Here is a 23472-nt window from a genome sequence, read left to right as displayed (position 1 = left end):
TCGTGGTGACCGCGTCACCGTCGTGCTGGAGCGCGAGGCTGAGGCACGCGTTGATCCGCCGCCCCTCGACGATCACCGTGCAGGCGCCGCACTGGCCGTGGTCGCAGCCCTTCTTGGTGCCGGTGAGGTGGAGATGCTCGCGCAGCGCGTCGAGCAGCGTCGTGCGCGGGTCGAGCGCCAGCTCGCGCTTCTCCCCGTTGACGGTGAGACGCACCGGCATGGTCGGGGTGGCGCTCGCGGGTGTCCGCTGCGGCGCAGCGCCGGCGGGCGCCGCGGCGGCGACCGCGCTGGCGGCGCTGCCGGCGAGGACGCCGCGGCGCGACATTTCGATCTCGCTCATCATCGCCGTCTCTCCCGTCACAGCTTGTTGTATAAGGCGTCGGCGACTGGTTCGAGCCAGGTCACGGACGTACCGTCCTGCGCTTCCGAGACCGCGACATGGGTCATCGCGGTATCGCGTGCCGCACCATGCCAGTGCCTGACGCCCGGTGAGATGAAGACGGTGTCGCCCGTCGCGATCGGCTTTGCGGCTTCTCCGTCGACCTGAACCCACCCGTGCCCAGCCGTCACGATGAGCAGCTGCCCGAGTGGATGCGTGTGCCAGTTCGTGTGCGCTCCCGGCTGGAACGTCACCGTCGCGCCGCCAAGGCGCGCATCGCCAGTACTCTTGAAGGGCGATGCGACCGACACGCTGCCGGTGAAATACTCGGCCGGGCCGGACTTAGGGTCCTGAGCGGGATGGATGATCTGAACGTCGGACACTGCGACAACCTCCTTCGGGGCGAACACCTTGCCCGCGACGTCGATGGCGGCGTTCGCCTTCGGCCATCCCGCGTAGAAGGCCAGGTGAGTCAGCGCCTCGACGATCTGCGGCTGCGTCAGCCCGTTCTCGAGACCGCGCTGGACGTGGAAGGCGAGCTGGCCGCCATCACCGCCCGCGGCAAGCGCGGCGATGGTGACGAGGCTGCGGTCGCGGGGCGACAAGTCGGTGCGCCGCCAAAGATCCGCGAACAAGACGTCGTTGGTGAGCTGCGCGAGCTTGGGCGCGATCGGGCCAAGCGTCCTGTTCACTGTCGCCGCACGCGCGGGATCGGAGCCGGGGAGCGGCGCGATGGCGGGAGACACCGCTGAAAGCGGCTTCAGATCGACATCGCGCTCGGCGAACACCTTCTCGACTTCGTTCAGAGCCGAAACGGCGTTCGGCCATCCGGTGTAGAAGGCCAGCTGCGTCACCATGCCGGCGACCTCGGACGGCTCGATGCCGTTATCGAGGCCACGACCGAGATGGCTCGTCATCTGCGCTGTTTTGCCGGTCGCAATCAGCACCGATAGAGTGACGATGCTCCGGTCACGCGGGGGCAGCTCGGGACGCACCCACACGTCGCCGAACAGCACCCGGTCGGTGTAGCCGGCAAGTGCCGGCGCGATGGCTCGCATGTTCCTGGGCGCAACCGAAGGACGCTCCTCCGCCTCGACCGGCACGGCCATCGCCAGCGCGGCGGCAGTTGCAGAAGCGACCTTCATCGTTTCGTCTCCCATTCCGATCCCCGGGCAGGATCAATCGCCGCCAGCGCTCGCCTTCACCGGACGAACGAGCCGCGAGAACGTGAGCTGAGCCAGGCGCCACTGCCCAGCCCGCCTGTTGTAGACCTCCGTGACCATGAACGGATTGGTGACGGTACGAGCGCCGACCACGGCCTCCAGGTCCAGGTCCTCAAGGACGATCGCGGTGTCACCGAACACGCGCACGTCGACCGCGTGGATCGACGCCTTCTTGTACCAGATCCCGCCGCTCTTGATGGTGGCGAGTTCCGTCGTCTTGCCCCACGTTCCGCCCATGTGGGTGAACATGGCCCGATCGTCGAAGAGTGCCGCCAGGGGCTGGACCTTCTTGTCCGCCATCCAGTCCCATTTGGTCTTCGACAGCTCGATGATCTGCTGCTCGGCCGCGGTATGCGTGGCGGCTGTCCTGATCGTCTCCGTCGGCGGTGCCGGCGTGTCCTGCGCAAGCAGGGGCTGCACCGGTAGCACCGACAGGACAACGGCGCCTGCCAGGCGAAGCCACTTCGTTCGCTGAGTCGACCGGAAGTCCATCGTAACTGCTCCCGCATGAGGTCGAAGGTGGAAGGCCCGACGCCGTGACATCGGCCAGGAGATCACATCAGAGCTTCCGTTCGCCGAGCCACTTCACCATCGCCGGATCGCGGTGGTCGAAGAAGCTGCTCGCCTTCTGCTCTAGGGTCGCGATGGCGCCGAGATCCTCCGCGTCGAGCGCGAAGTCGAAGATCGCGATGTTCTCGGCCATGCGCTCCTTGCGCACCGACTTGGGGATGGCGACGATGCCGCGCTGGTTCAGCCAGCGTAGCACCACCTGCGCGATGCTCTTGCCGTGCTTCTCGCCGATCGAGCGCAGCACGTCGTTCGAGAACAGGCCGTTCTTGCCCTCGGCGAACGGTCCCCACGCCTCGGCCTGGATCGCGTGCTCGCGAAGGATCGCCTCCGCATCCTCCTGGCTGTGAAACGGGTGAATCTCGATCTGATTGACCGCCGGCTTCACCTCGTTGTGGAGGACGAAGTCCACCAGCCGGTCAGGGTAGAAGTTGCTGACGCCGACCGATCGGACGCGACCGGCGCGCTGCAACTCGACCATCGCCCGCCAGGCGCCATACACGTCGCCGTACGGCTGGTGGATGAGATATAGGTCCAGGTGGTCGAGCTGGAGCTTGTTCATCGAGCGCTCGAAGGCGGCCTTGGCGCCCTCGTAGCTGGCGTCCTGGACCCACAGCTTGGTCGTGACGAACAGCTCGGCTCGTTCAATGCCATGCTGCCGGATCGCCGTGCCTACCGCCTCCTCATTACCGTAGGAGGCCGCGGTGTCGAGCAGGCGGTACCCGACGTCGATCGCGTCGCGCACGCTGCGCTCGCACTCGGCCGGGTCGGGCACCTGGAAGACGCCGAAGCCGAGGCTCGGCGTCCTGTTGCCGTCGTTGAGCGTGACGGTCGGGACGGTGGTCATGTCGATGTCTCTCCAGGCGCTCAGCGATTGATCAGGCGCTGGTGTGACGCCGGGTAGCGCTCGCCCTGGACCTCGATCCGATCGAGCGCCTGACCGATCCGTACGATATCGTCGGACGTCAGCTCCACGTCGACGCCGCCGAGGTTTTCCTCGAGGCGGTGCAGCTTCGTCGTGCCTGGGATCGGCACGATCCATGGCCGCTGCGCTAGAAGCCACGCCAGAGCGACTTGCGCTGGAGTCCGCTTCTTCTCCGCGGCAATCGAGCTGACCAGGTCGACGAGCGCCTGGTTCGCGGCCAGCGCATCGGCCTGGAAGCGCGGCACGACGCTGCGGAAGTCATCCTGACCGAAGGTGGCGGACGCGTCGATCGTGCCCGTGAGGAAGCCCTTACCGAGCGGGCTGAACGGCACGAAGCCGATGCCGAGCTCCTCGAGGAGGGGCAGGATCTGCTTCTCCGGCTCGCGCCAGAACATCGAGTACTCGCTCTGTAGCGCCGCAACCGGATGGACCGCGTGAGCACGCCGGATCGCGTCCGGTCCTGCTTCCGAGAGCCCGAAATGCCTGACCGAGCCCGCACCTACCAGTTCCTTTACGGCGCCAGCGACGTCCTCCATCGGCACGTCAGGATCGACGCGGTGCTGGTAGAAGAGATCGATGCGGTCGGTCCGCAGCCGCCGTAGCGACTCTTCCGCCACCTGCCGGATGCGCTCGGGTCGACTGTCCGCCCCCTCGCCTGGCTTCCCGTTCCTGAACCCGAACTTGGTGGCGATCACGACTTGGTCGCGGAACGGCTCGACCGCTTCGCCTAGAACCTCCTCGTTGTCACCCGGGCCGTAGGCTTCCGCGGTGTCGAAGAAGGTGACACCGCGATCGAACGCGGCTCGGATGAGCTTGATCGCGTCGCTGCGCTCGGTCGCCGGCCCGTAGCCGAAGCTCAAACCCATACAGCCGAGACCCAGCGCCGATACCTTGAGGCCGCTGCGGCCTAACTCTCGCTTCTGCATGGTGTTCGATCCCGTCGTTGGAAGATCGGCGCCTCGAGGCGTCGGCATGACAAATATGTAATGCAGATCCGATGGACGGATTAGACAGGGTAAATCGCTTGGGTCTATGACGGCATGTCATGAACGCATGGTGTGGGCGGGGTGCAGTGAGATGAGACGGGAGGAGCTCGGCAGCCTCGCGATGTTCATGGCGGTTGCCGAGGAGCGCAGCTTCACCAAGGCCGCAGCGCGTCTTGGCATTTCACAGTCTGCGCTCAGCCATGCCATGCGCCGGCTGGAAGCGAGGCTCGGGCTTCGCCTTTTGACCCGGACGACCCGGAGCGTAGCGCCGACCGAAGCTGGCGAGCGCCTCATCGAGACCCTTGGTCCAGCACTGAACGACATCGATCAGAAGCTCGCCGCCCTTACCGAGCTGCGCGAGAAGCCAGCTGGAACGGTGCGCATAACCGCGGGCGCGCACGCCGCGCGCAAGGTGCTCTGGCCCGCGATCGAGCGCGTCACGACGGAGTACCCGGACGTTAGGATCGAGGTCAGTGTCGACGCCGAGCTCGTGGACATCGTGGCCGAGCGCTTCGACGCAGGTGTTCGTCTCGGCGAAAGGCTGGAGCAGGACATGATCGCGGTTCCGATCAGCCCGAGGCTGCGCATGGCGGCTTTTGCCTCTCCGGGTTACCTCGCTGCCTGGGGCACGCCCACATCGCCGTACGAGCTTGCTGCCCACAGCTGCATCAACCTGCGCTTTGCGGGATCTCGCGCGCTTTACAGCTGGGAGTTCGAGCGCGACGGCAAGGAGCTCAAGGTGAAGACCGAGGGGCAGCTCGTCTTCAACGATGTCGACCTCATCGCTCAGGCCGCTCTGGCCGGGCGCGGCATCGGGTTCATGCTTGAGGACCACGTACTGGATCATCTGGCGAGCGGACGGCTCGTGCGCGTGCTGGAGGAGTGGTGCGAGCCGTTCGACGGCTACTATCTGTACTATCCCAGCCGTCGTCAGCCTTCGCCGGCATTCCAGCTTGTTCTTGAGGCGCTACGCTTACGTGCCCGCATCGGTACTCAGCACGCGGCAGGAGCGTGATCGATGAAGCCTTGACCGCTTTCACGTCGATGTACAGCCCTGCTTCGATTCAAAGACGGAAGCAGCAGAGGGCGTCGCCGTCTGCGATGTTTCCAATCCCAGAAGCGGCCGCGCAGGACCGCCATCCCGCGTCCTGCTCCGCCCCCAGCGATCGTCATAGGCATAAGCGATGACGAAGCCCGACAGCAGGAAGAAGAAGTCGACCGCGAGGTAGCCGTGGTTGATGATCTGCCGCGACGGGTCACCGTCGGCCTAGGCCTCGAACGTGTGGAACATGACCACCATCAGCGCCACGACGCCGCGCAGCCCGTCGAGTACGACATAGTGGCTCTTGCCCGGCGCGGTCGCGTCGGTCGACGTCGCCGCCGCGCCGGACGTGATGCCCGGCGTCGCTGTCATCGATGCGCCGCTCCCGGTCGACGCACCAGCGCGACGATCCCCGCCGGCGGCACAGCGATGACATGCGCGCCACGCCTCAGGTCGATCGACGTGCGCGACACCTCGCGCCCTTCCGCGTCGGTGGCGCGCGCCTCGTAGCGGCCGAGATCGCGCATCGCCTCCACCACCAGCCGCTTCGCCGCGGTGGCGTTGACGAGGTCGATCGCGCGCGACGGCGCCTCCAGCGCGATGAGGCGATCGGCGTAGGCGGCAACGATCTGCTTGTCGGCGGTCGCCGCGCGGACGAGCTCGTATTGCGCGTTGAGCCCTTCCGGACGGAAGCGCCCGTCGAGCAGCACGGCACGGTTGGTGCGCCAATAAGCGAGATAGTGCGTCAGCATCGCGGCGTGTGCGGGCGTCAGCGTGTCGAGCCGCATCGACACCTGCGGCACCGCGAACAACGTATCGAGCAGTTGGAGCGCGGCGGTGTCGCTGGGCTCGTCGGGGTGCCACACGATCGGGTCGGCGTGGACCGGGGTGGCGCCGGCGAGCAGGCGCAGGTCGACGATGCGCTGACGGTTGAGGATTGACTCGTTCGGCGCATCCGAGGCGCGCAGCATGTTGCCGAAGGTTCGGATCACCGGGCCGCTATAGGGCTGGCGGAACTCGATCATGACGTCGGGGCGGACCGCGCGCAGCGCCGTCATCACGTCCACCATCAGCCGGTTGACCGCCTCGTAGACGGAAGCGATGTCGCGCCCGTCGGCGCGGTCAAGCACGGTCGTCTCGTCGCTGCTGAACATGTCGATGAAGTCGAGCTTGAGCCCGTCCCACCCCCAGTCGCGCACCGCGCGGCGGAAGGTATCGACCAGATAGGCACGCACCTCGGGATAGCGCGGATCGAGCACGTTGGTGCGCTGCTCCGCCCAGCGCCGCAGGATCTTGCCGCGGAAGCGCGGCAGCACCGCGGCCTCGTCGCCGACCAGCGGCACCGAGAACCACAGCATCCCCTTCATCCCGCGCGCGTGCAGCGCGTCGGTGACGACGCGCATGCGCCGCAGCCGCTCGGGGTGCCAGTCGCCGGCATGCGCGTAACCCCGATTGGTGTCGCCGGTCTGCCAGCCGTCGTCGACGATCATCACCTTGAAACCGCGCCGCGCCGCCGCCTCGGCCTCGGCCAGCACCGCCGCCTCGTCGACCGCCTGGTGATAGCTGTACCAGGTCGAGTCGAGCGGCTCGCGCGCGCTCGGCGGCGCGGGCACTGGCGCCTTGCCGGGCTGCCGCGACCACCACGCCGCGACGTCGCCGAGCGTGTCCGCGACCGGGATCGCGCGCGTGTCGAGGCGCAGGCTGGTGGTGTAGCGCGTCAGCGGCGCGTGGCGCTCGCTGAACAGTTCGACGCTGCCGTAGACGCGCACGTCCTCCTCGCGGAGCCTGGCCGCGAGCAGCACCGGGCTCACCGCCTCCTCGACCGCGACGGTGAGCCGGTTCTGCTCGCCGCGGCCGTAGAGCGCCAGCACGGGCGCGGCGGCGGTGAGCGTCGAGCGCAGCCGGGTCGAGGCGAAATCGGGCACGATCGTCCGACCCAGGCTCGCGTCGGGCGTCCACATCCCCGCCATGTCGACCGACGGCTGCGACCAGCGGATCGTCAGCCGCGGCGGGGGCGCGGGCGTGGCGCGCGTCAGCGTCAGCACCGCGCGCGCCACCCCCGGAGCGATCGGCTCGGCGCGTACCGCGAGCGCGAAGCCGTCGAGCGCGCCCGTGACGGTCAGCTCGAGCCCGGCCAAGGTAAGGCTGCGCCGCGTCTCGACCAGCTTCGGCGGACTCGTCTGCGCCGATGGGGCTGCGGGCCACAAGCAGGCGGAGAACGCCACAGCGGCTATCCATCGCGTCATCAACGCTCTCCTTCCGCGGTGATCTCTCCGCGCGCCATCGCCCTGCCGGAGTGTCGTGTACTATGCAAAAAAGAGGCCCGACGCGCGAAGCGTCGGGCCAGGGGGGAGGTCGTTAGAACTTCACGCGCGCGCCGAAATTGTAACGCGCACCAGTTTCCTGGAGCAGGAGGAAGCGCTCCTCGATCGCGGACCATTCGTGCACCCGCCGATTCGTGACATTGACGCCCTGAACATAGACCTGGACGTTGGGGGTGATGTCATAGCCCAGGTTGAAGTCGAGCTGACCGTAGGCGGAGCGGTTGCGCGGACGGCCCTGGTCGGAGCGGCAGGCGCGCAGATAGTCGGAGCGCCAGTTATACGAACCGCGGGCCGAGATGCCGTACTTCTCGTAAAACACGCTGCCGTTGGCCGAGTGCGGCGACAGTCCGTTATAGCCGCACTCATAGTCTGCCAGCGAGGAGTCGCGCTCGGCCTTGCTCTCGACGTACGTGTAGTTGCCGGCGACGCCGAAGCCGGACAATACGCTGGGCAGCCAGTCGAACGTATACTGGCCGCCCACCTCGATACCGCGGATATAGCCGGTCTGGCCGTTCCGCGTGCGCGTGTCCTGGAAGGTGCGCCCGAAGCGCTGCACCGGCAGGGTCTGCAGTTCGAGGAAATTGTCGAGCGTCTTGTAGAAGGCGCCGGCGCTGACATAGCTGATCGAGTTGAGGTAATATTCGACCGAGACGTCGTAGTTGGTCGACTTGAACGGCTCCAGGGTTGGGTTGCCGCCGCTCGATTGCGGCACTGAGATGCGGCCGCCGTAGCTGTTGTCGACGCCGAGGTCGGTCAGCGTCGGGCGGGTCACCGTCTGCGAGAAGGCGGCGCGCGTGATCAGCTTGTCGGTGACGTTGAACTTGATGTTGGCCGAGGGCAGCGCGTTGACGTAGCTGTTGCGCACCGCCACCGGGGTCGAGGTGCCGTAGGTGAACACCAGCGTGTCGTCACCGCGCGTGTTAGTGATATCGATCACGGGCAGGTCGAAGCCGCGCGACACCGTCTGGGTACGCACCACGCGGACGCCGGCGTTGGCGCTCCAGTTCTGGCCGCCGAACGACATGGCGACATAGGCCGCGAGCAGTCGCTCGTTGACGTTCAGCCGGCTGCCGACGTTCTCGCGCGTGCCGTACGGACCGCCCGGCAGCGCCAGCAGCCGCGCCGCCTCGGCCGCCTGCTCCGCGGAGGTGCGGCCCTGGCGCGCGCGCGCGAGGTTGGTCGGATCCGAGAGGAAGGCGATCACCGCGTTGGGATCGTAGGTGAAGAACTGCTGCGGAACGTTCTGGCTGCCTGACACGCCGGAAAGGAAGTTGTCGAGCTTGTACGACGACAGCAGCGACGTATCCATCGGGATGTCATAGCCGCAATAGGCGCAGCCGCCGTCCGAGTTGTTGAAGAAGCGTCGCTCCTTTGTGCGGTCCGAGTAGGCCACGCCGATCCGCACCGACTTCAGGATACTGTCCTGGATCTTGTAGTCGGTATCGAGGTGGAACTCGGAGCTGCGATCACTGACGCGGTTGTTCTCGACACCGGTGTAGTGCGCCAGCATCAGCGAGGCATCGGTGATGTTGCCGAAGTTGGACGCGGTCGGCAGATCCTCGCCCTTGTTGAGGTCGAAGCGCGGACTGGTCTGCGCGAGCGAGCCGACGACCACGAACTGCGTGGGGTTGCGCTGCTTGGCGCGCGTGGTCGAGGCGTCGAGCCGCACCTCCACGTCCTCGGCGGGATTCCACTTGAGGTTGCCGCCAATCTGGTAGGTCTGCGTCAGGCGATTGTTGGTGTTGACGATATTGTCGTTCTGCGAGAGCGACACGCTGCCGTTCAGCGCCGGGTTGGCGGCGAGGAACTGCTGCCCCGGCCGGTTGAAGCCGATCGCCGAGCCGGTGTCGTCGAGCTCGAGCCCGATGTACGGCGCCGAGTAGAAGTTGGCGAAGATGTTGCGCGAGGTGAAGACGTCGAACTTGGAGTAGATGCCGTCGACAGTCAGCAGCAGCTGGTCGTTGAGCTGGGCCTGCACGGCGCCCGCCACGTTGATCCGCCGACGCCGATCGAGCTGACGCGCGAAGGCGAGGTTCTGGGGCACGTTGACGGTGGTTCCGGTGTTGCCGAGCGCGGCGGTGGTGAGCCCTGCCGAGGTGGCGCTGCCGTTGACGACGTTCTGGGGGCCGAACAGCCATCCGTCGGTCTGGACGTAATCGAGCTGGCTGCGCCGATCGGTGTACGATCCCGACAGCACCAGGCCCAGCGTCTTCTCCTCGTTGGTGAGTGACGTCACCGCGGAGAAGTCGGGGCTAAGCTTCTCGCGCAGCGTGTCGTAGATGCCGCCGGCCGAGGCGGCGAGGTGGAAGCCGCTGCGGCCGTCGAGCGGGCGCGCGGTGATGATGTTGACCGTCGCGCCGATGCCGCCTTCCTGCAGCTCGGGCACGCTCGACTTGTAGACGTCGGTGCGCTGGATCATGTTGGACGAGAGCACGTCGAACGAGAATTCGCGGCCGGGATTGTCGGTCGCCATGACCCGGCCGTTGACGAGCACGGTGTTGAACTCGGGTCCGAGGCCGCGGACGGTGATGAACTGGCCCTCGCCGCCCGAGCGGTCGATCGCGACGCCGGTGATGCGCTGGAGCGACTCCGCGATGTTGGCGTCGGGGAATTTGCCGACGTCCTCGGCGGAGATGGTGTCGACGATCTGCTGCGCGTCGCGCTTGATCCGCGCCGACGAGGCCAGGCTGCTGCGGATGCCGGTGACGACGATCTCGTCGGTGGCGTCGCTCGCGCCCGGGCCGACCTGCGCGGCGGGCGGCGTCGGCTCCTGTATGGTGCCGTCCGGGCTGGTCTGCGGCGCACCCGCGGCGGGCTGTGCGGTCTCCTGGGCCAGCGCGGGCAGCGCCAGCATCACGCCGCTGGCAAGAAGTGCGGCTCTGATAGACGTACGCATTGTAACAACCTCCCCTGTTAGTATCCCTGTCTCACTTCTGCGACGAGCCTCGTGACGGGCTCTTCTCAATGTTCGTGTTCAGTCGATCGCGTCGAAGACGAAGGCCGTTCCGACATAATCTCCCTTGAGCGGCGCGCGTAGTCCGCGCTCCATCCAGTAGGCGCCGCTCGCTTGCGCAGGCACGCCCTCGGGGAGCGCTCCGCCACCAAGGACGCGCACGGCGTAGACGCGTGCGGCGTCGAGACCGCGCGGATGCTGGGCGGCAGGATTATCACGCCACATCGAGGAGTGGAGCATCTGGAACATGACGCCCTGACGGCGATCCGCGGCAACATACATCGTCGCGGACGACGCGTTGTCTCCACTGGGCGGGTCGATGCGGTAGAGCTGGCCGCGCTGCACCGTCTGACGGATCGTCTTGTAGGCGGCGACCCACTTGGCCGCGGTCGTGAAATCCTCCGCCTGCCACTTGTCGAGATTGGCACCGATGCCAAGCCCACCCTGCATCGACGAGAGGAAGCGATAATCGAGCGACGTCGTACGGGTATTGGCCCAGTTCGGACTGTCGGTCACCCACGCCATCATGACCGCGACCGGATAAGCCTGGGTGAAGCCGTCCTGGATCATCAGCCGATCGGCGGGATCGGTATTGTCCGATGTCCAGACCTCATCGGTGAGCCCGATGATACCAAGGTCCACGCGTCCGCCGCCGCCCGAGCAAGCCTCGATCTCGAGCTTGGGATGGCGACGGCGCAGCTCGGACAGGATGTAGTAGAGGTTGCGGACGTATTGAACGTACACCCTCTGCTGATCCCGCACCGGTGCCTCCGGCCAGCCCGCCTCGGTCCAGTTGCGGTTATAATCCCATTTGAGAAAGGCGATGTCGTTCTCGCTGACGAGCCGATCTAGCACCGCCAGCAGGTGGTCGCGCACCTCCGTGCGCGCGAGATTGAGGACGAGCTGGTTGCGCCCCTCGGTGCGTGGCCGGCCGGTATAGTTGAGCACCCAGTCGGGATGTTTGCGGTACAGGTCGCTGTCGACGTTGACCATCTCGGGCTCGACCCAGAGGCCGAAGTCCATCTTCAGCGCATGCACCTTGTCGATCAGCGGCTTGAGCCCGTTCGGGAACTTGGCCGGGTTGACGGTCCAGTCGCCGAGCCCGGCCTTGTCGCTGTTGCGCGCGCCGAACCAGCCGTCGTCGACCACGAACCGCTCGACGCCGATCCGTGCGGCCTTCTCCGCTAATGCCTCCTGACCCGTCGCGGTCACGTCGAAGGCGGTCGCTTCCCAGCTATTGTACAGCACCGGGCGCAACTTGGCCGCAATGCCGCCGGGGACCACATGTGCGACCTCGAAACGGTGGAACGTTCGCGATGCCGCGCCCCAGCCGTCGGCCGAGTAGCCGGCGTAGAAGACCGGCGTTTCCAGCGTCTCGCCGGGCTTGAGCGACCAGGAGAAGTCGTAGGAGTTGAAGCCGCCGGCAACGCGAACGCGGCCGAGATTGTCCTGCCCCACGCTGATTCGGAAAGAGCCCGACCAGGCGAGCGCCCCGTACCAGACCGGGCCGTGCTCCTCCGTCGTCAGCCCTTCACGCCCGATCGCGAAAAAGGGATTGTTGCCGTGCCCGGTGGAGCCGCGCCGACTTTCCAGCACCGTCAGCGCGGGCGTGATCGAGACGTCCTTCTTGGTCCACTCGGCGGCGTGGCGGCCGGTGAGATAGTGGAGCCGGTAATCGTCGCCGACCGGCAACGTGAACACGGCCGCCGCGATCTGATCCACTCGCACCGGTCGGCGGTCGCCGTTGCGCACCGCGGCCGAGCGCGCCAGCACACCAGTCTCCGGATCGATCGTGTAGCGGAGCGTCACCGTCAGCGGGCGGCGGATGTCGGCGAGCTCAACGATCAGCGTCTCGCCCTCGACCCGGTGAGACCGATACTTGAGGACGAGGTCGCGATTGCCATCCGCGAAGATCGTCTTGATGCCGGGCTCGCTGACCAGCCCCTCGCCCTGCCCCGAAAACTCCTGGAGCGTGACCGAGCCGGCCGGATCGAAGCCGGAGAGTTCGCCCGGCGCCTTGGCCAGCACAGGCTCGCCGGTCTTTGTGAGGTCAGTGGAGACAAGCGGGTCGGCTGGCGCGAGCGACGTCCCCCAGTAGAGCGGCTGAAGATACCCCTTGTCGTCGACGCCGAGGGCGTAGGTTACTCCTCCACCATCGAGCCTGAAGACGCGTGAGGTTTGATCGGCCTTCACTCGGGCATGGGCCGGTGCTGCGAAGGTGCTTACGATCAATACCGCCGCAACGAACCGCATTCGCGTTCCCCCCGCCTGACGTCGCGCTTGTTACGCAATCGATTGCAGTGGATTATCTGATAAATGAGCTCCATGCAAGCGGGATCATTGAATGTCGGTCGCGCTTGAGCCTCACAGGCGTTCCTCCGGGTACGGTTCGTATCCTGCGCCCGAGACCAAAGGGGCCGCTATTGGAACTCTAGCAGTCTAATTAGCTAATCCGGCCACCTGTCCGAATAGGCCTGCCAATCTGGCGCAAATGGCGCGCCAGCATGATACCCGCAGCGATCGCCAGAACCGCTGCCATCGCGAGGATCAGCGCGGCTCCAACGAATTCTGGCGCAGCGCCTAGTCGGTCGAACGCGACGCCGCCGATCGTGGCACCAACAGTGATCGCAAGCTGAATGACAGCCACCATCAACCCTCCGCCGGTTTCCGCATCATCAGGTGCCGCCCGCGTGACCCACGTCCACCAGGCCACGGCAGCCGAACTGACCAGACCCCAGAGCGCAAGGAGGCACATGACCGCTGTGACCGAGGCGCCAAACATCGCCAGCATCACGGCGATGGCGGCCATGACTGCAGGCGCTGCTACCAGCGTCCCAGTAAGGCTGCGTTGAACCACACGGCCAACCACAGCATTGCCGATGAATGCTGCTACGCCGATGATGAGAAGGATCGTCGAGAGCATGCCAACGCTGACATGAGTCACCTGCTCCAGGAACGGGCGCAGGTAAGTGTAAAGCGCGAACTGGCCCATGAAGAAGAACGCTACGGCGATCAGTCCTACAAGCACGGCTGGGCGGCGCAGCAGCGCGACCATGCTGCCGCTTCTCTTGCCCGATGTCGCAGGCATGCGCGGCAGCGCCAAGGCCTGCCATAGCACCGCCGCCAAGGCGATCGGAACGACACAGAAGAAGGCGCCACGCCAGCCGATCAGTCCACCCATAAGACTGCCGAGCGGAGCTGCCACCGTCGTTGCGACCGCCGCACCGCCATTCAGAATAGCGAGCCCCTTGGGAACAGACTCTTCCGGCACCAGCCGCATCACCGTCGCGGCTGACATCGACCAGAATCCACCTACCGCGACACCGACAAACGCTCGACCGATCATCAAGACAGGGTAGCTGGGCGCGAAAGCGACCAGTGTGCCGGAGACGATCAGCAGGGCGGTGAGGCCGAGCAGCACATGACGCCGGTCAAGGGTCCCGATCACCGAACTGATCGACAGGCTGGTCAGCACCGCGAAGACGCCCGAGATCGAGATCGCCTGCCCCGCCTGGCCTTCCGTGAGGCGCAGCGTGTGCGCGATGGGGCTGAGAAGGCTGACCGGCATGAACTCGGATGCGATCAGCGTGAAGGTGCAGAGCGACAGCGCATACACTGCGCCCCATGCAGGGGCGATGACGCGGACGTCGCTCGCTTCAACAGAGAGTCCGGTGCTGCTCGTCATGCTCTGCTCGCCTGTCTTGCCGGCCGAGAGACCACGGTCGTGCACGGCACCGTTCACTTCATCGCCACCGGAGCGAGGTAATCTTCGTCGCTTACCTTCTCCAACCACGTCACGGGGGAGCCGCCGATGGCCTCCTGGATCGCGATGTGCGTCATGGCGTCGTGCTGCGTGGCCCCATGCCAGTGCTTGTGCTCCGCCGGGCACCAGAGAATGTCGCCGGCGTGGAACTCCAGCTTCGGACCGCCCTCGATCTGGGTCCAGCCGACACCTTCGGTGACGATCAGCGTCTGGCCCGCCGGATGGGTATGCCAAGCGGTTCGCGCACCCGGTGCGAAGTGAACGATCGCGCCACTAACCCGCGAGGGGGCGGGGTGCTGGAACTGCCCGGTAACGGTGACCTGACCGGTGAATCTCTCGGCCGGGCCCTGGACCGTTCGCAGGTCCGCTTTGCGCGTGATGTCCATCGCAGTTGTGCCTTTCTGCGCCAAGGCGGCGCTCGTGATCGCCAGGAAAGCGAGAGAGGACGTGGCGAGCGTCAGCGGAGCGGTCGTCATCGCGTCGGGCCTCTCAATGCGCGGTGAAGCCGCCGTCGACGGGCAACGCCACGCCGACGACGAAGCTCGCGCCCGGGCTGCACAGCCACAGCACCGTCTGCGCCATCTCCTCGGCGGTACCGAGCCGGCCGATCGGCTGCTGCTTCAAGAACTCGTCCATCGCCGCCATCTGCGTCGTCATCATGTCGGCGACCATCGGCGTCTCGATCACGCCCGGGCAGATCGCGTTGATGCGGATGCCGCGCGGCGCATATTCCAGCGCTGCGCTCTTGGTGAGGCCGATCACGCCGTGCTTGGAGGCGTGATAAGCGCCGCGTTGCGGCAGCCCGACCAGGCCACCGAGCGACGAGCAGTTGACGATCGCGCCAGAACCCTGCGCGCGCATCTGCTTCAGCTCGTGCTTCATGCAGGCACAGATGCCGCGCAGATTAACCGCCTGCACCCTGTCGTAATCTTCGGCCGTCTCGTCCGCCGCGTCGGTCGGCGGCGCCTGGATACCGGCGTTGTTGTAGGCAAAATCGAGCCGGCCGAACTGGTCGACCGCGCGCGTGACCAATGCGGCGGCCTGCGCCTCGTCGGAAACGTCGCATGCCATGCCGAGGGCGTTGTAGCCGGCCGAGGTCAGCGTCGCGGCAGCCTCGTGCACCGCGGTTTCGTCGATGTCGGCAAGGCCACCGCCGCGCCGCTCCTGGCGAAAGCCTCTGCCGTGGCGAGGCCCATGCCGCCTTTGGCACCCGTGACAAGCGCCACCTTGCCCGAGAAATCAAAAATCGGGTTCATGTCGGTTCTCCCGTCGAGCAGTCCGCCTTCGCCGCGGCCGGTCGTGTTCGAGGAGCGAGATAGGCCGACAGGACCGGGGCGATTAGCCCGTGACCGATTGATGCTGACTTGAGCTCAGCTCATCGTCGAGGCCGTACCAGCTATAGGCCGAGAGGTCGCATTTCGCGGATCAGGGCGATCAACAGCCGCAAGCCGGTCGGCAGCTGACGCGTGCTGGAATAATAAGCGTAGAAGCCTGACCCTACCGGTGCCCAGTCCTCCAGGATCAAGCGAACGCTGCCGTTCGCGACCAAAGGCGCGATCAGAGGCTCCGGCGCGTACATCAGCCCGACCCCGGCCACGAGCGCCGCGAGGATGGCGCGGCTGTCGTCGAAGATCAGCGAACCGGGGACGTCAACCGCTATCTCCTCGCCGGCGCGCTCGAACTCCCACTTGTAGATGCTGTCGTCGCCAATACGGAAGCGCAGGCACCGGTGCGCTGCGAGATCATCCGGATGATCGGCGGTGCCATAGCGATCGAAGTAGGCGGGAGAGCCAGCGACCACCCATCGTATGTCGGCGGACAAGCGCTGCGCCACCATGTCCGTCGGGACGGTCCCGCCATAACGGATGCCCGCGTCGAAGCCTCCCTCGGTGACATCGACCAGATGGTTGCTCACCGCGACGTCGAGTTCGACGTCCGGATAGCGGTCGACGAACTCTCGAAGAATAGGCCCGATCAGCAGGGTCGCTGCCTCGACGGGGATGTTGATCCGTATGCGCCCGGTCGGCGTGTCGCGATACCGATTGAGCCGATCGACCGCCTGCTCGATATCGTCGAAAGGCCGACTGATCGCAGCCAGCAGTTCCTCACCGGCCGCGGTCAACGTGACGCTTCGATTGGTCCGGTTGAGCAGCCGGATACCCACCCGGGTCTCGAGGCCCTTCAAGGCATGACTTAGCGCCGAGGCGCTGACGCCTAGATCAAGGCCGGCGCGACGGAAACTGCGATGCCGAGCGATCGCCAGAAAATAGCTATAGTCCGCGAGGTCGGTTCGGCTGAGGGGCATGATTGAAGGTGCCTCATCGTACCAGGTTTCGCAACCTTCAGGCCAATAGGCCATGACGCGGCACAACCCGCCGAGCGGCAGTGTCTCTATCCTGCCCAACTACCCTAGGTGAGCACGTTCGAGAGCTAGCCTGACGAGACCGATAAGCGGTCATTAGCTGGCGTTAGCCTGCTCCTCATCTTCGGCCATTCGTTCAGATTTGAACGGCGCATACTGCGTCGCCGTCAAGCTACGTACTGAGGTCAGAGCTGAGGCAACAGCGCGATGCTTGTACAAGGCGCATCAATGGGCAGGCCGTAGGATCTCTTCATACGGCCAGCAGCGCGACGAGCCGGAAGTGGACTAACGAGCAGCAGCGTTGCGACGACAGCCTGGCCCTCCCCTGCAAAATTCGCGGGGTCTGCCTTCGAAACGCGCAAATCGCGAACGCCTCGCATTAGCCTTGACTCTGCAATTGGGTCGCAATATCGCCTTGGCAGCAGGGGGCTACAATGCTTAGAAATGGACCTACCTACCTGGCGCTCTCGTGCGTCGGGTTCATCGCTTCGGCGTCTGCCGCCGCGGATCCCGGCACGGGCGCGCCGATCACGGTGCAGGATAGCCCCGAGGGTCGCGACGACATCATCGTCAACGGGGCTCCCGCCGAGCCGGCTAAGCTCGAGAGCCCGAAGGCTACCTCGGCGCTTATCGACATGCCGCAGACGGTCACCGTCCTCAACGACCAGACGATCCGCAAGCAGAACCTCCAAACGCTCCGCGATGCGCTGCAGACCATACCCGGCATCACCTTCGGGGCCGGCGAGGGCGGCGGCGGCTATGGCGACAACATCAACCTACGGGGCTATTCCGCCACCAACGACATCACGGTCGACGGCGTGCGCGACAGCGGCCAGTATAGCCGCACCGACCCGTTCAACCTCCAGCAGATCGAGGTCTACAACGGCGCCAACAGCGTCTTCAACGGCTCGGGCTCGGTCGGCGGCACGATCAACCTGGTGTCGAAGGTGCCGACGCCGCGCGATCTCACGGTCGTGCAGGGCTCGATCGGCACCGACGATTACTATCGCGCCGCGATCGACGCCAACAAGCGCGTCGGCGAGGACGTGGCGGTGCGGCTCAACGCGGCCTACCATCGCAACGACGTGCCGGGGCGCGACATCGAGAAGTTTGAGCGCTGGGGCGTGGCGCCCGCGGTGACGATCGGGATCGACGGGCCGACCAGCCTGACGCTCGCCTATGTCCACCAGGAGGACGACAACACGCCTTACTACGGCGTGCCCTTCTTCCGCACCACTCTGTCGAGCGGCCTTCTGCCGGGTGCGGACCGCTCGGCCTATTACGGCATCGTCAACCTCGACAGGCAGGACCAGGTGCTCGACCGCGCGACCGCCACCTTCCGCCACGCGGTCAGCGAGGCGGTGTCGGTGCGCAATCTGACGCGCTGGCAGCACGTCGTGCAGAACGGCGTCACCAGCGCGCCGCAGGGCACCTTCTGCCTCGCGGGGGTGGCGCTCCAGCCGACCGGCGCCGCCTGCCCCGCCGGCCTTGCGCCGGGCGAGTGGCGGCCGGCCGGGCCGCGCGGGCTGGTCCGCGACCAGGAAGCGCAGCTGGTCTACAACCAGACCGACCTGCGCGTCGCGACCGGCGCCCAGGGCGGCGTCCGCAACACGCTCAACCTCGGCTTCTCGGGCGCGATCGAGGATTATGCGATCACGACCGCCTCGCTGCTGCGCAACGCCGACGGGTCGGCGGTGACGCCGCTGCCGGTCCTGTCGATCGGCGACCCGGACACGACGTGGCGCGGGCCGCTTCACCGCACCGTCACCGCGCAGGCGCGCGGCGAGACGCGCAATTTCGCCGTCTACGCCTTCGACACGCTCGAGCTCGGCCGCTTCGTCGAGCTGAACGGCGGCGTGCGCTGGGAGTCGCAGCATGCGACCTTCCGCAACCTGCCGCTGGCGGTCGTGCCGCCCGGCGCGACGCAGGTGACCGAACTGGCCCAGCGGCCGCAGCAGAGCCGCGAACGGCTCTTCTCCTATCGCGGCGGCGTGGTGCTGCACCCGGTGCGGCAGGTCAGCGTCTATGCCAGCTACGGCAACGCCAAGACGCCCTCCTCCACGACGGTCAGGCTCGGCTGTGGCGCGCCGGTGGTGCAGGTGATCGACGGTGCCGCCGTCACCTACGACCCCTGCCAGGTCGCGCCTGAGACCGCGCGCAACTACGAGGCCGGGGTCAAGGCCAGCGTGTTCGGGCGGCTCGAGCTCACCGCCGCGGTGTTCCGCAACGAACGCACCAACTATCGCGTCCCCTCGGTCGACCCGGCGCTGCCTTCGTCGACGCAGGTGCTCGACGGTCGCAGCCGCGTCGACGGGGTCGCGCTGGGCGCGTCGGGCGCGATCACGCCGGCCTGGACGATCTTCGCCAATTACACCTATCTCGACGGCACGATCCGCCAGTCGGTGTCGGACCGCTGCCTCGCCGCGCCGAGCGTGGCGTGCGGCAACTCGTCCGCGGTGCCAGACCCGCAGCGCGGCAGCCGGCTGACGCAGACGCCCGAGCACTCGGGCAGCCTGTTCACCACCTACCGCCTCCCGTTCGGGCTCGAGTTCGGCTACGGCCTGACCTACCAGGGCGGGTTCGCCATCGCCGCCGCGTCGCTCGCGGCGCCGGCACAGCCGCTGGTGGACGACTATCTGATCCACCGCGCCTATCTCGCTTACACCTTCGCGGGCGGGCTGACCGCGCAGCTCAACGTCCAGAACGTCGGCAACGAGCGCTATTACACGGGCGTGCGCAACAACGGCTGGGCGGTGCCGGGCGACGCGCGCTCGGCGGTGCTCAGCCTCTTCTACAATTTCTGAGCGGCGCGGTGACGGACCCGGACGGAGCACGCGCATGCTGATCGCCATCCCCGACGTGCTCGACGTCGCCGCGCTCGCGCGCGTCCGCGCGATCATCGACGCCGGCGAGTGGGTCGACGGCAACGTCACCTCGGGACCGCAGTCGGCGCTCGCCAAGCGCAACCGCCAGCTGCCCGAGGACTCGGCCGCCGCGCGCGAGGCCGGCCGGATGATCCTCGACGCGCTCGGGCGCACGCCGCTGTTCGTCGCGGCGGCGCTGCCGCTGAAGGTCTTCCCGCCGCTGTTCAACCGCTACGCCGGCGGCGAGGATTTCGGCCTCCACGTCGACAATGCGATACGGATGAAGCGCGGCACCGACTTCCGCCTCCGCTCGGACCTGTCGGCGACGCTCTTCCTCGAGGATCCCGCTGCCTATGACGGCGGCGCGCTGGTGATCGAGGACCAGTTCGGGCCGCAGTCGGTCAAGCTGCCGGCGGGTCATCTCGTCCTCTACCCCGCCTCCAGCCTGCACCGCGTCACCCCGGTCACGCGCGGCGAGCGCGTGGCGAGCTTCTTCTGGCTCCAGTCGATGGTGCGCGACGACGGTGAGCGCCGCACGCTGTTCGAGCTCGATCGCGCGATCCAGGCGGTCGCGACCGACCGCGGTCACGGCGACGGCGCGGTGGTGCAGCTCACCGGCGTCTACCACAACCTGCTGCGCCGCTGGGCCGACGCGTGAGCGTCGCGGCACGCAAGTCCGGCGGACGGCGCTGGCGCTCCTGGTGGCTCAAGCAGCTCCACACCTGGCACTGGGTGAGCGCGGCGGTGTCGCTGGTGGCGATGCTGCTGTTCGCGCTCACCGGGATCACGCTCAACCACGCCGCTAGTATCGCCGCGACGCCGGTGGTGACCGAGCGCGCCGCGGTGCTGCCCGCGCCGCTGCGCCACCAGCTCGCCGGCGCGCACGCCAGGGACGCGCCGCTGCCGCTCGCGGTCGCCGAGGCGGTCGCGCGCGCGGTCGGTGTCGACCCGATCGCGCGCGCCGCCGAATGGTCCGACGGCGAGGTCTATGTCGCGCTGCCGCGTCCCGGCGGCGACGCCTGGGTCAGCGTCGATCGCGCGACCGGGGCGATCACCGCGGAGATCACCGACCGCGGCTGGATCTCGTACCTCAACGACCTGCACAAGGGGCGCAACGCCGGCGCCGCCTGGTTCTGGTTCATCGACCTGTTCGCGGCGGCGTGCGTGCTGTTCACGCTGACCGGGCTGCTGCTGCTCTACCTCCACGCGCGCCATCGCCGCGCCACCTGGCCGCTCGTCGCGCTCGGGCTCACCGTACCGGCGCTGATCGCGCTCTTCCTGATCCACTGAGAGGACCTCGCCATGCGCCCTTCCATGCTCGTGCTCGCCGCCGGCACCGTGGCGACCCCCGCCGCGGCGGGCACCGTCAGCATCACCGTGCCGGGCCTCGCCGTCGCCTAATACCACCGCCCCTATGTCGCGGTGTGGCTCGAGCCCGCGGCCGGCGGGCCGGCGCGGACGCTCGCGCTCTGGTACGACGTCAAGAAGAGCGGCGCCGAGCCCGGCACCAAGTGGCTCGCCGAGCTGCGCGGCTGGTGGCGCAAGGGCGGCCGCAGCCTGCACCTTCCCGCCGACGGCATCAGCGGCGCGACGCGACCGCCCGGTGTCCACACCATCGCGCTGCCCACCGACCTCCGCCCGGGTGCCTATGTCCTCCACGTCGAGGCGGCGCGCGAGACCGGCGGGCGCGAGCTGGTCCAGGTGCCGCTCACGGTCCCCGGCGCCGGGCGCGCTGGCGGCGGCCACGAGCTCGGCGCCGTCACCGTCAGTGCCCGCTGACCCGACCGGAGGCCTTCCCATGATCGCACGTACCCGCTTCCTCGTCGCCGCGGCGCTGCTCGCGTTGCCGGCCGCCGTCTCGGCGCATCGCATGTGGCTGCTGCCATCGGGCACGATCTTCTCCGGCACCGACGGCTGGGTGACGGTCGACAGCGCGGTGTCGAACGACCTGTTCTACGCCGACCACCAGCCCGGCCGGCTGGAGAACGTGCGGGTCTGGCAGCCTGACGGCACGCCGGGGACGCTCCAGAACGGTGCCACCGGGCGCTATCGCTCGGTCTTCGACGTTCGCCTCGACAAGCCGGGCACCTGGAAGATCGGCAGCGCGATGTCGGGCATTGTGGGCAGCTTCAAGGTCGGCGGTGTCGAGAAGCGCGTCGGCGGCCGCGGCGGCCCGCCGACGAGCGCGGGAGGACCGCGCCAGCCGCCGCTGACCGTCGCCGACATCCCCGCCGACGCCACCGACGTGCGCCTGACCGAGACGTCGGCGCGCAACGAGATCTTCGTCACCGCCGGCGAGCCCACGCGAACGGTCCTGACCCCCAGCGGCAAGGGGCTTGAGATCGACTATGTCACCCACCCCGACGAGCTGGTCGCGGGTGAGATCGCGCGCTTCCGCTTCCTGGTCGACGGCCAGCCCGCCACCGCGCTCAAGGTGATCGTGGTGCCTGGCGGCAAGCGCTACCGCGACGCCGAGGGCGCCCGCGAGCTGACCACCGCGGCGGACGGCACGCTCGCGATCGAGTGGCCGGGCGCTGGCATGTACTGGCTCAACGCGACGCTTACCGACTCGCACGCGACCGCGCCGCGCGCGACGCAGCGGCGGATGAGCTACACCACCACGCTCGAGGTGATGACGCCCTGATGTCGGCGCCCCGGATCGCGCTGCCGCCGGCGATCGATCCGGCGGCGCTGTCGTCGCACGATCCCGCCGCGTGGGTCGAGCTGATCGAGGGAGAGACGATGGGAACGACGTGGCGCGTGCGCTACGCCGGCCGGGTCGCGCCGCTGACGGTCGCCGCTGCGATCACGGCGCGCCTCGCGGCGCTCGTCGATCAGATGAGTCACTGGGAGCCCGGCTCGGCGCTGTCGCGTTTCAACGACGCGCCTGCCGGCAGCTGGCACGAGCTGCCGGCGGACCTCGCGCGCGTCGTCGACCTCGCCCTCACGCTGGCGCCGCGTAGCGGAGGCGCCTTTGATCCCGCGATCGGTGCCCTGGTCGACCTATGGGGCTTTGGGCCAGCGGGCGCGCGCGCCGCGCCGGGCCCGCGGGAGATCGCGGACGCGCTGGCGCTCGGCGGCTGGCGCCGGCTGACGTGGGACGCGCCGCGGCGACGGCTGCGCCAGCCGGGGGGCGTTCGGCTCGACCTCTCGGGCATCGCCAAGGGTTATGCAGTCGACGCCGTCGCCGATCTGCTGGACGAGTTGGGCGTGCGCCACTGCCTCGTGGAGATCGGCGGCGAGCTCGTCGGTCGGGGATGGCGTCCCGACGGCGACCCATGGTGGGTCGACATCGAAGCGCCCAGCGGCGCCGACGTGCCGCCGCTGCGCGTGGCCGCGCATCAACTCGCGGTGGCAACGTCTGGAACCTACGTCCGCGGCGCACACAACCTCGACCCGCGTACCGGGCGACCACCGATACATGGGGTTGTCTCCGCCAGCGTGGTCGCGCCGAGCGCGGCGATGGCCGACGCCCTCGCAACGATGGCGGTCGTTGCCGCACCCGCGAAGGTGATGGCGCTAGACTATCCTGTCCGCCTGATCGTGGGTACGGTTGACGTTTATCAGGAGCTGCTTTCGCATCGGCTAGTCGAGATGCTCAAACAGGATTATTGCTGACACCATCGTCCAAGGACGGCTAATATATCCATGTTGCGGAGGACTCGACCCACTGCCGGTCACTCAGGACCACCTGCCCGCAGTCCAACTTCAGCCATTCGTTCATGCTGGTGTTCAAGCCTTCGACGCTGCCCGGGCAGTTGTCGGCTTGGCCTTATCGGGAGGTAATAGGAACGGTAGCTACCCTACCATAATCACACCTTCAGGATGATTCCGCGGCGATCGAGCGCGCGCGCGAACAGGCAGCAGACCGAGGTGTAGGTCAGCGCGCACAGCAACGACCCCAGTGGCCCCGGCGCCAGCCGCTGGAACAGCTCGAGCCCGACCCAATGGTACAGTCCCATGCCGGGACGTACCTGGATCAACTCGAGCGTCACCACCAGCAGCTCGGAGAAGAGGTAGAGCGCCAGCGGGTTGCGGCCGAGCATCTGAAGGAAGCCGCGCCCCAGCCGCGCGCCGCGCAGCT

At 67.4% G+C, this 23472-nt stretch carries 18 protein-coding genes and 3 pseudogenes; 7 read left to right on the top strand and 14 right to left on the bottom strand.

All coding sequences use genetic code 11. The features are described from left to right. From KZ820_RS21255 to KZ820_RS21235, 5 genes are all read right to left on the bottom strand, one after another. A partial coding sequence (locus tag KZ820_RS21255) for a 2Fe-2S iron-sulfur cluster-binding protein (protein WP_219750801.1) occupies positions 1 to 340 on the bottom strand: 340 nt, incomplete at its 3' end. A gap of 17 nt (positions 341 to 357) precedes the next feature. Further along, complete coding sequence (locus KZ820_RS22275) at positions 358 to 1524, bottom strand: (R)-mandelonitrile lyase (protein WP_219750800.1); 1167 nt, start codon at positions 1522 to 1524, stop codon at positions 358 to 360. Positions 1525 to 1557: 33 nt separating this feature from the next. Beyond that, positions 1558 to 2094: a nuclear transport factor 2 family protein gene (locus KZ820_RS21245; protein WP_219750799.1), complete on the bottom strand. Its 537-nt coding sequence runs from the start codon at positions 2092 to 2094 to the stop codon at positions 1558 to 1560. A 67-nt stretch (positions 2095 to 2161) separates the two neighbouring features. Beyond that, positions 2162 to 3016, bottom strand: a complete 855-nt coding sequence (locus KZ820_RS21240; RefSeq protein ID WP_219750798.1) for an aldo/keto reductase — start codon at positions 3014 to 3016, stop codon at positions 2162 to 2164. A gap of 20 nt (positions 3017 to 3036) precedes the next feature. Further along, positions 3037 to 4020, bottom strand: a complete 984-nt coding sequence (locus tag KZ820_RS21235; protein ID WP_219750797.1) for an aldo/keto reductase — start codon at positions 4018 to 4020, stop codon at positions 3037 to 3039. 151 nt (positions 4021 to 4171) lie between these two features. On the opposite strand from KZ820_RS21235, the gene KZ820_RS21230 reads away from it, so the two are divergent. Beyond that, positions 4172 to 5095 (top strand): LysR family transcriptional regulator, encoded by a 924-nt coding sequence (locus tag KZ820_RS21230; protein WP_219750796.1) that lies wholly within the window; start codon positions 4172 to 4174, stop codon positions 5093 to 5095. 252 nt (positions 5096 to 5347) lie between these two features. Here KZ820_RS21230 and KZ820_RS21225 read toward each other — a convergent pair whose 3' ends face one another. The 8 genes and pseudogenes from KZ820_RS21225 to KZ820_RS21190 form a co-directional block, all read right to left on the bottom strand. After that, a complete protein-coding gene (locus tag KZ820_RS21225) occupies positions 5348 to 5494 on the bottom strand; it encodes a hypothetical protein (RefSeq protein ID WP_219750795.1) in 147 nt (48 codons plus the stop codon). After that, positions 5491 to 7368 (bottom strand): glycoside hydrolase family 36 protein, encoded by a 1878-nt coding sequence (locus tag KZ820_RS21220; protein WP_219750794.1) that lies wholly within the window; start codon positions 7366 to 7368, stop codon positions 5491 to 5493. The genes KZ820_RS21225 and KZ820_RS21220 overlap by 4 nt, the downstream gene beginning before the upstream one ends. Before the next feature lie 112 nt (positions 7369 to 7480). Further along, entirely contained in the window at positions 7481 to 10342 is a 2862-nt protein-coding gene (locus tag KZ820_RS21215; protein WP_219750793.1) for a TonB-dependent receptor, read from the bottom strand. A 78-nt stretch (positions 10343 to 10420) separates the two neighbouring features. Next, positions 10421 to 12652: an alpha-galactosidase gene (locus tag KZ820_RS21210; protein ID WP_219750792.1), complete on the bottom strand. Its 2232-nt coding sequence runs from the start codon at positions 12650 to 12652 to the stop codon at positions 10421 to 10423. 190 nt (positions 12653 to 12842) lie between these two features. Then, positions 12843 to 14084, bottom strand: a complete 1242-nt coding sequence (locus tag KZ820_RS21205; protein WP_219750791.1) for an MFS transporter — start codon at positions 14082 to 14084, stop codon at positions 12843 to 12845. Positions 14085 to 14137: 53 nt separating this feature from the next. Further along, positions 14138 to 14638 (bottom strand): (R)-mandelonitrile lyase, encoded by a 501-nt coding sequence (locus KZ820_RS21200; protein ID WP_308462304.1) that lies wholly within the window; start codon positions 14636 to 14638, stop codon positions 14138 to 14140. 13 nt (positions 14639 to 14651) lie between these two features. Next, positions 14652 to 15358 (bottom strand): annotated as a pseudogene (locus tag KZ820_RS21195) (SDR family NAD(P)-dependent oxidoreductase). Positions 15359 to 15558: 200 nt separating this feature from the next. Beyond that, positions 15559 to 16521 carry a LysR family transcriptional regulator gene (locus KZ820_RS21190; RefSeq protein ID WP_258048410.1) on the bottom strand — a complete coding sequence of 321 codons (963 nt, stop codon included), beginning with the start codon at positions 16519 to 16521 and terminating at the stop codon, positions 15559 to 15561. Between the two features lie 437 nt (positions 16522 to 16958). Between KZ820_RS21190 and KZ820_RS21185 the strand changes: the two genes are divergently transcribed. From KZ820_RS21185 to KZ820_RS21160, 6 genes and pseudogenes are all read left to right on the top strand, one after another. Continuing rightward, positions 16959 to 19328 carry a TonB-dependent receptor gene (locus KZ820_RS21185; RefSeq protein ID WP_219750790.1) on the top strand — a complete coding sequence of 790 codons (2370 nt, stop codon included), beginning with the start codon at positions 16959 to 16961 and terminating at the stop codon, positions 19326 to 19328. 34 nt (positions 19329 to 19362) lie between these two features. After that, positions 19363 to 20046 (top strand): Fe2+-dependent dioxygenase, encoded by a 684-nt coding sequence (locus KZ820_RS21180; RefSeq protein ID WP_219750789.1) that lies wholly within the window; start codon positions 19363 to 19365, stop codon positions 20044 to 20046. Beyond that, positions 20043 to 20678, top strand: coding sequence for a PepSY-associated TM helix domain-containing protein (locus tag KZ820_RS21175; protein WP_219750788.1), 636 nt, complete (start codon positions 20043 to 20045; stop codon positions 20676 to 20678). Before KZ820_RS21180 ends, KZ820_RS21175 begins: the two co-directional genes overlap by 4 nt. Positions 20679 to 20702: 24 nt before the next feature. Further along, positions 20703 to 21167 (top strand): annotated as a pseudogene (locus KZ820_RS21170) (DUF2271 domain-containing protein). A 19-nt stretch (positions 21168 to 21186) separates the two neighbouring features. After that, complete coding sequence (locus KZ820_RS21165) at positions 21187 to 22032, top strand: DUF4198 domain-containing protein (protein WP_219750787.1); 846 nt, start codon at positions 21187 to 21189, stop codon at positions 22030 to 22032. Beyond that, complete coding sequence (locus KZ820_RS21160) at positions 22032 to 23006, top strand: FAD:protein FMN transferase (protein WP_258048409.1); 975 nt, start codon at positions 22032 to 22034, stop codon at positions 23004 to 23006. The genes KZ820_RS21165 and KZ820_RS21160 overlap by 1 nt, the downstream gene beginning before the upstream one ends. 194 nt (positions 23007 to 23200) lie before the next feature. Here KZ820_RS21160 and KZ820_RS21155 read toward each other — a convergent pair. After that, positions 23201 to 23472: pseudogene (locus KZ820_RS21155) on the bottom strand (DUF5009 domain-containing protein); the annotation flags it as partial.

It is taken from the genome of Sphingomonas citri (assembly GCF_019429485.1).
GTDB classification, from domain to species: domain Bacteria; phylum Pseudomonadota; class Alphaproteobacteria; order Sphingomonadales; family Sphingomonadaceae; genus Sphingomonas; species Sphingomonas citri.
Note: the sequence above shows the minus strand (reverse complement) of the source record. Positions and strands in the feature narration are given on the sequence as shown.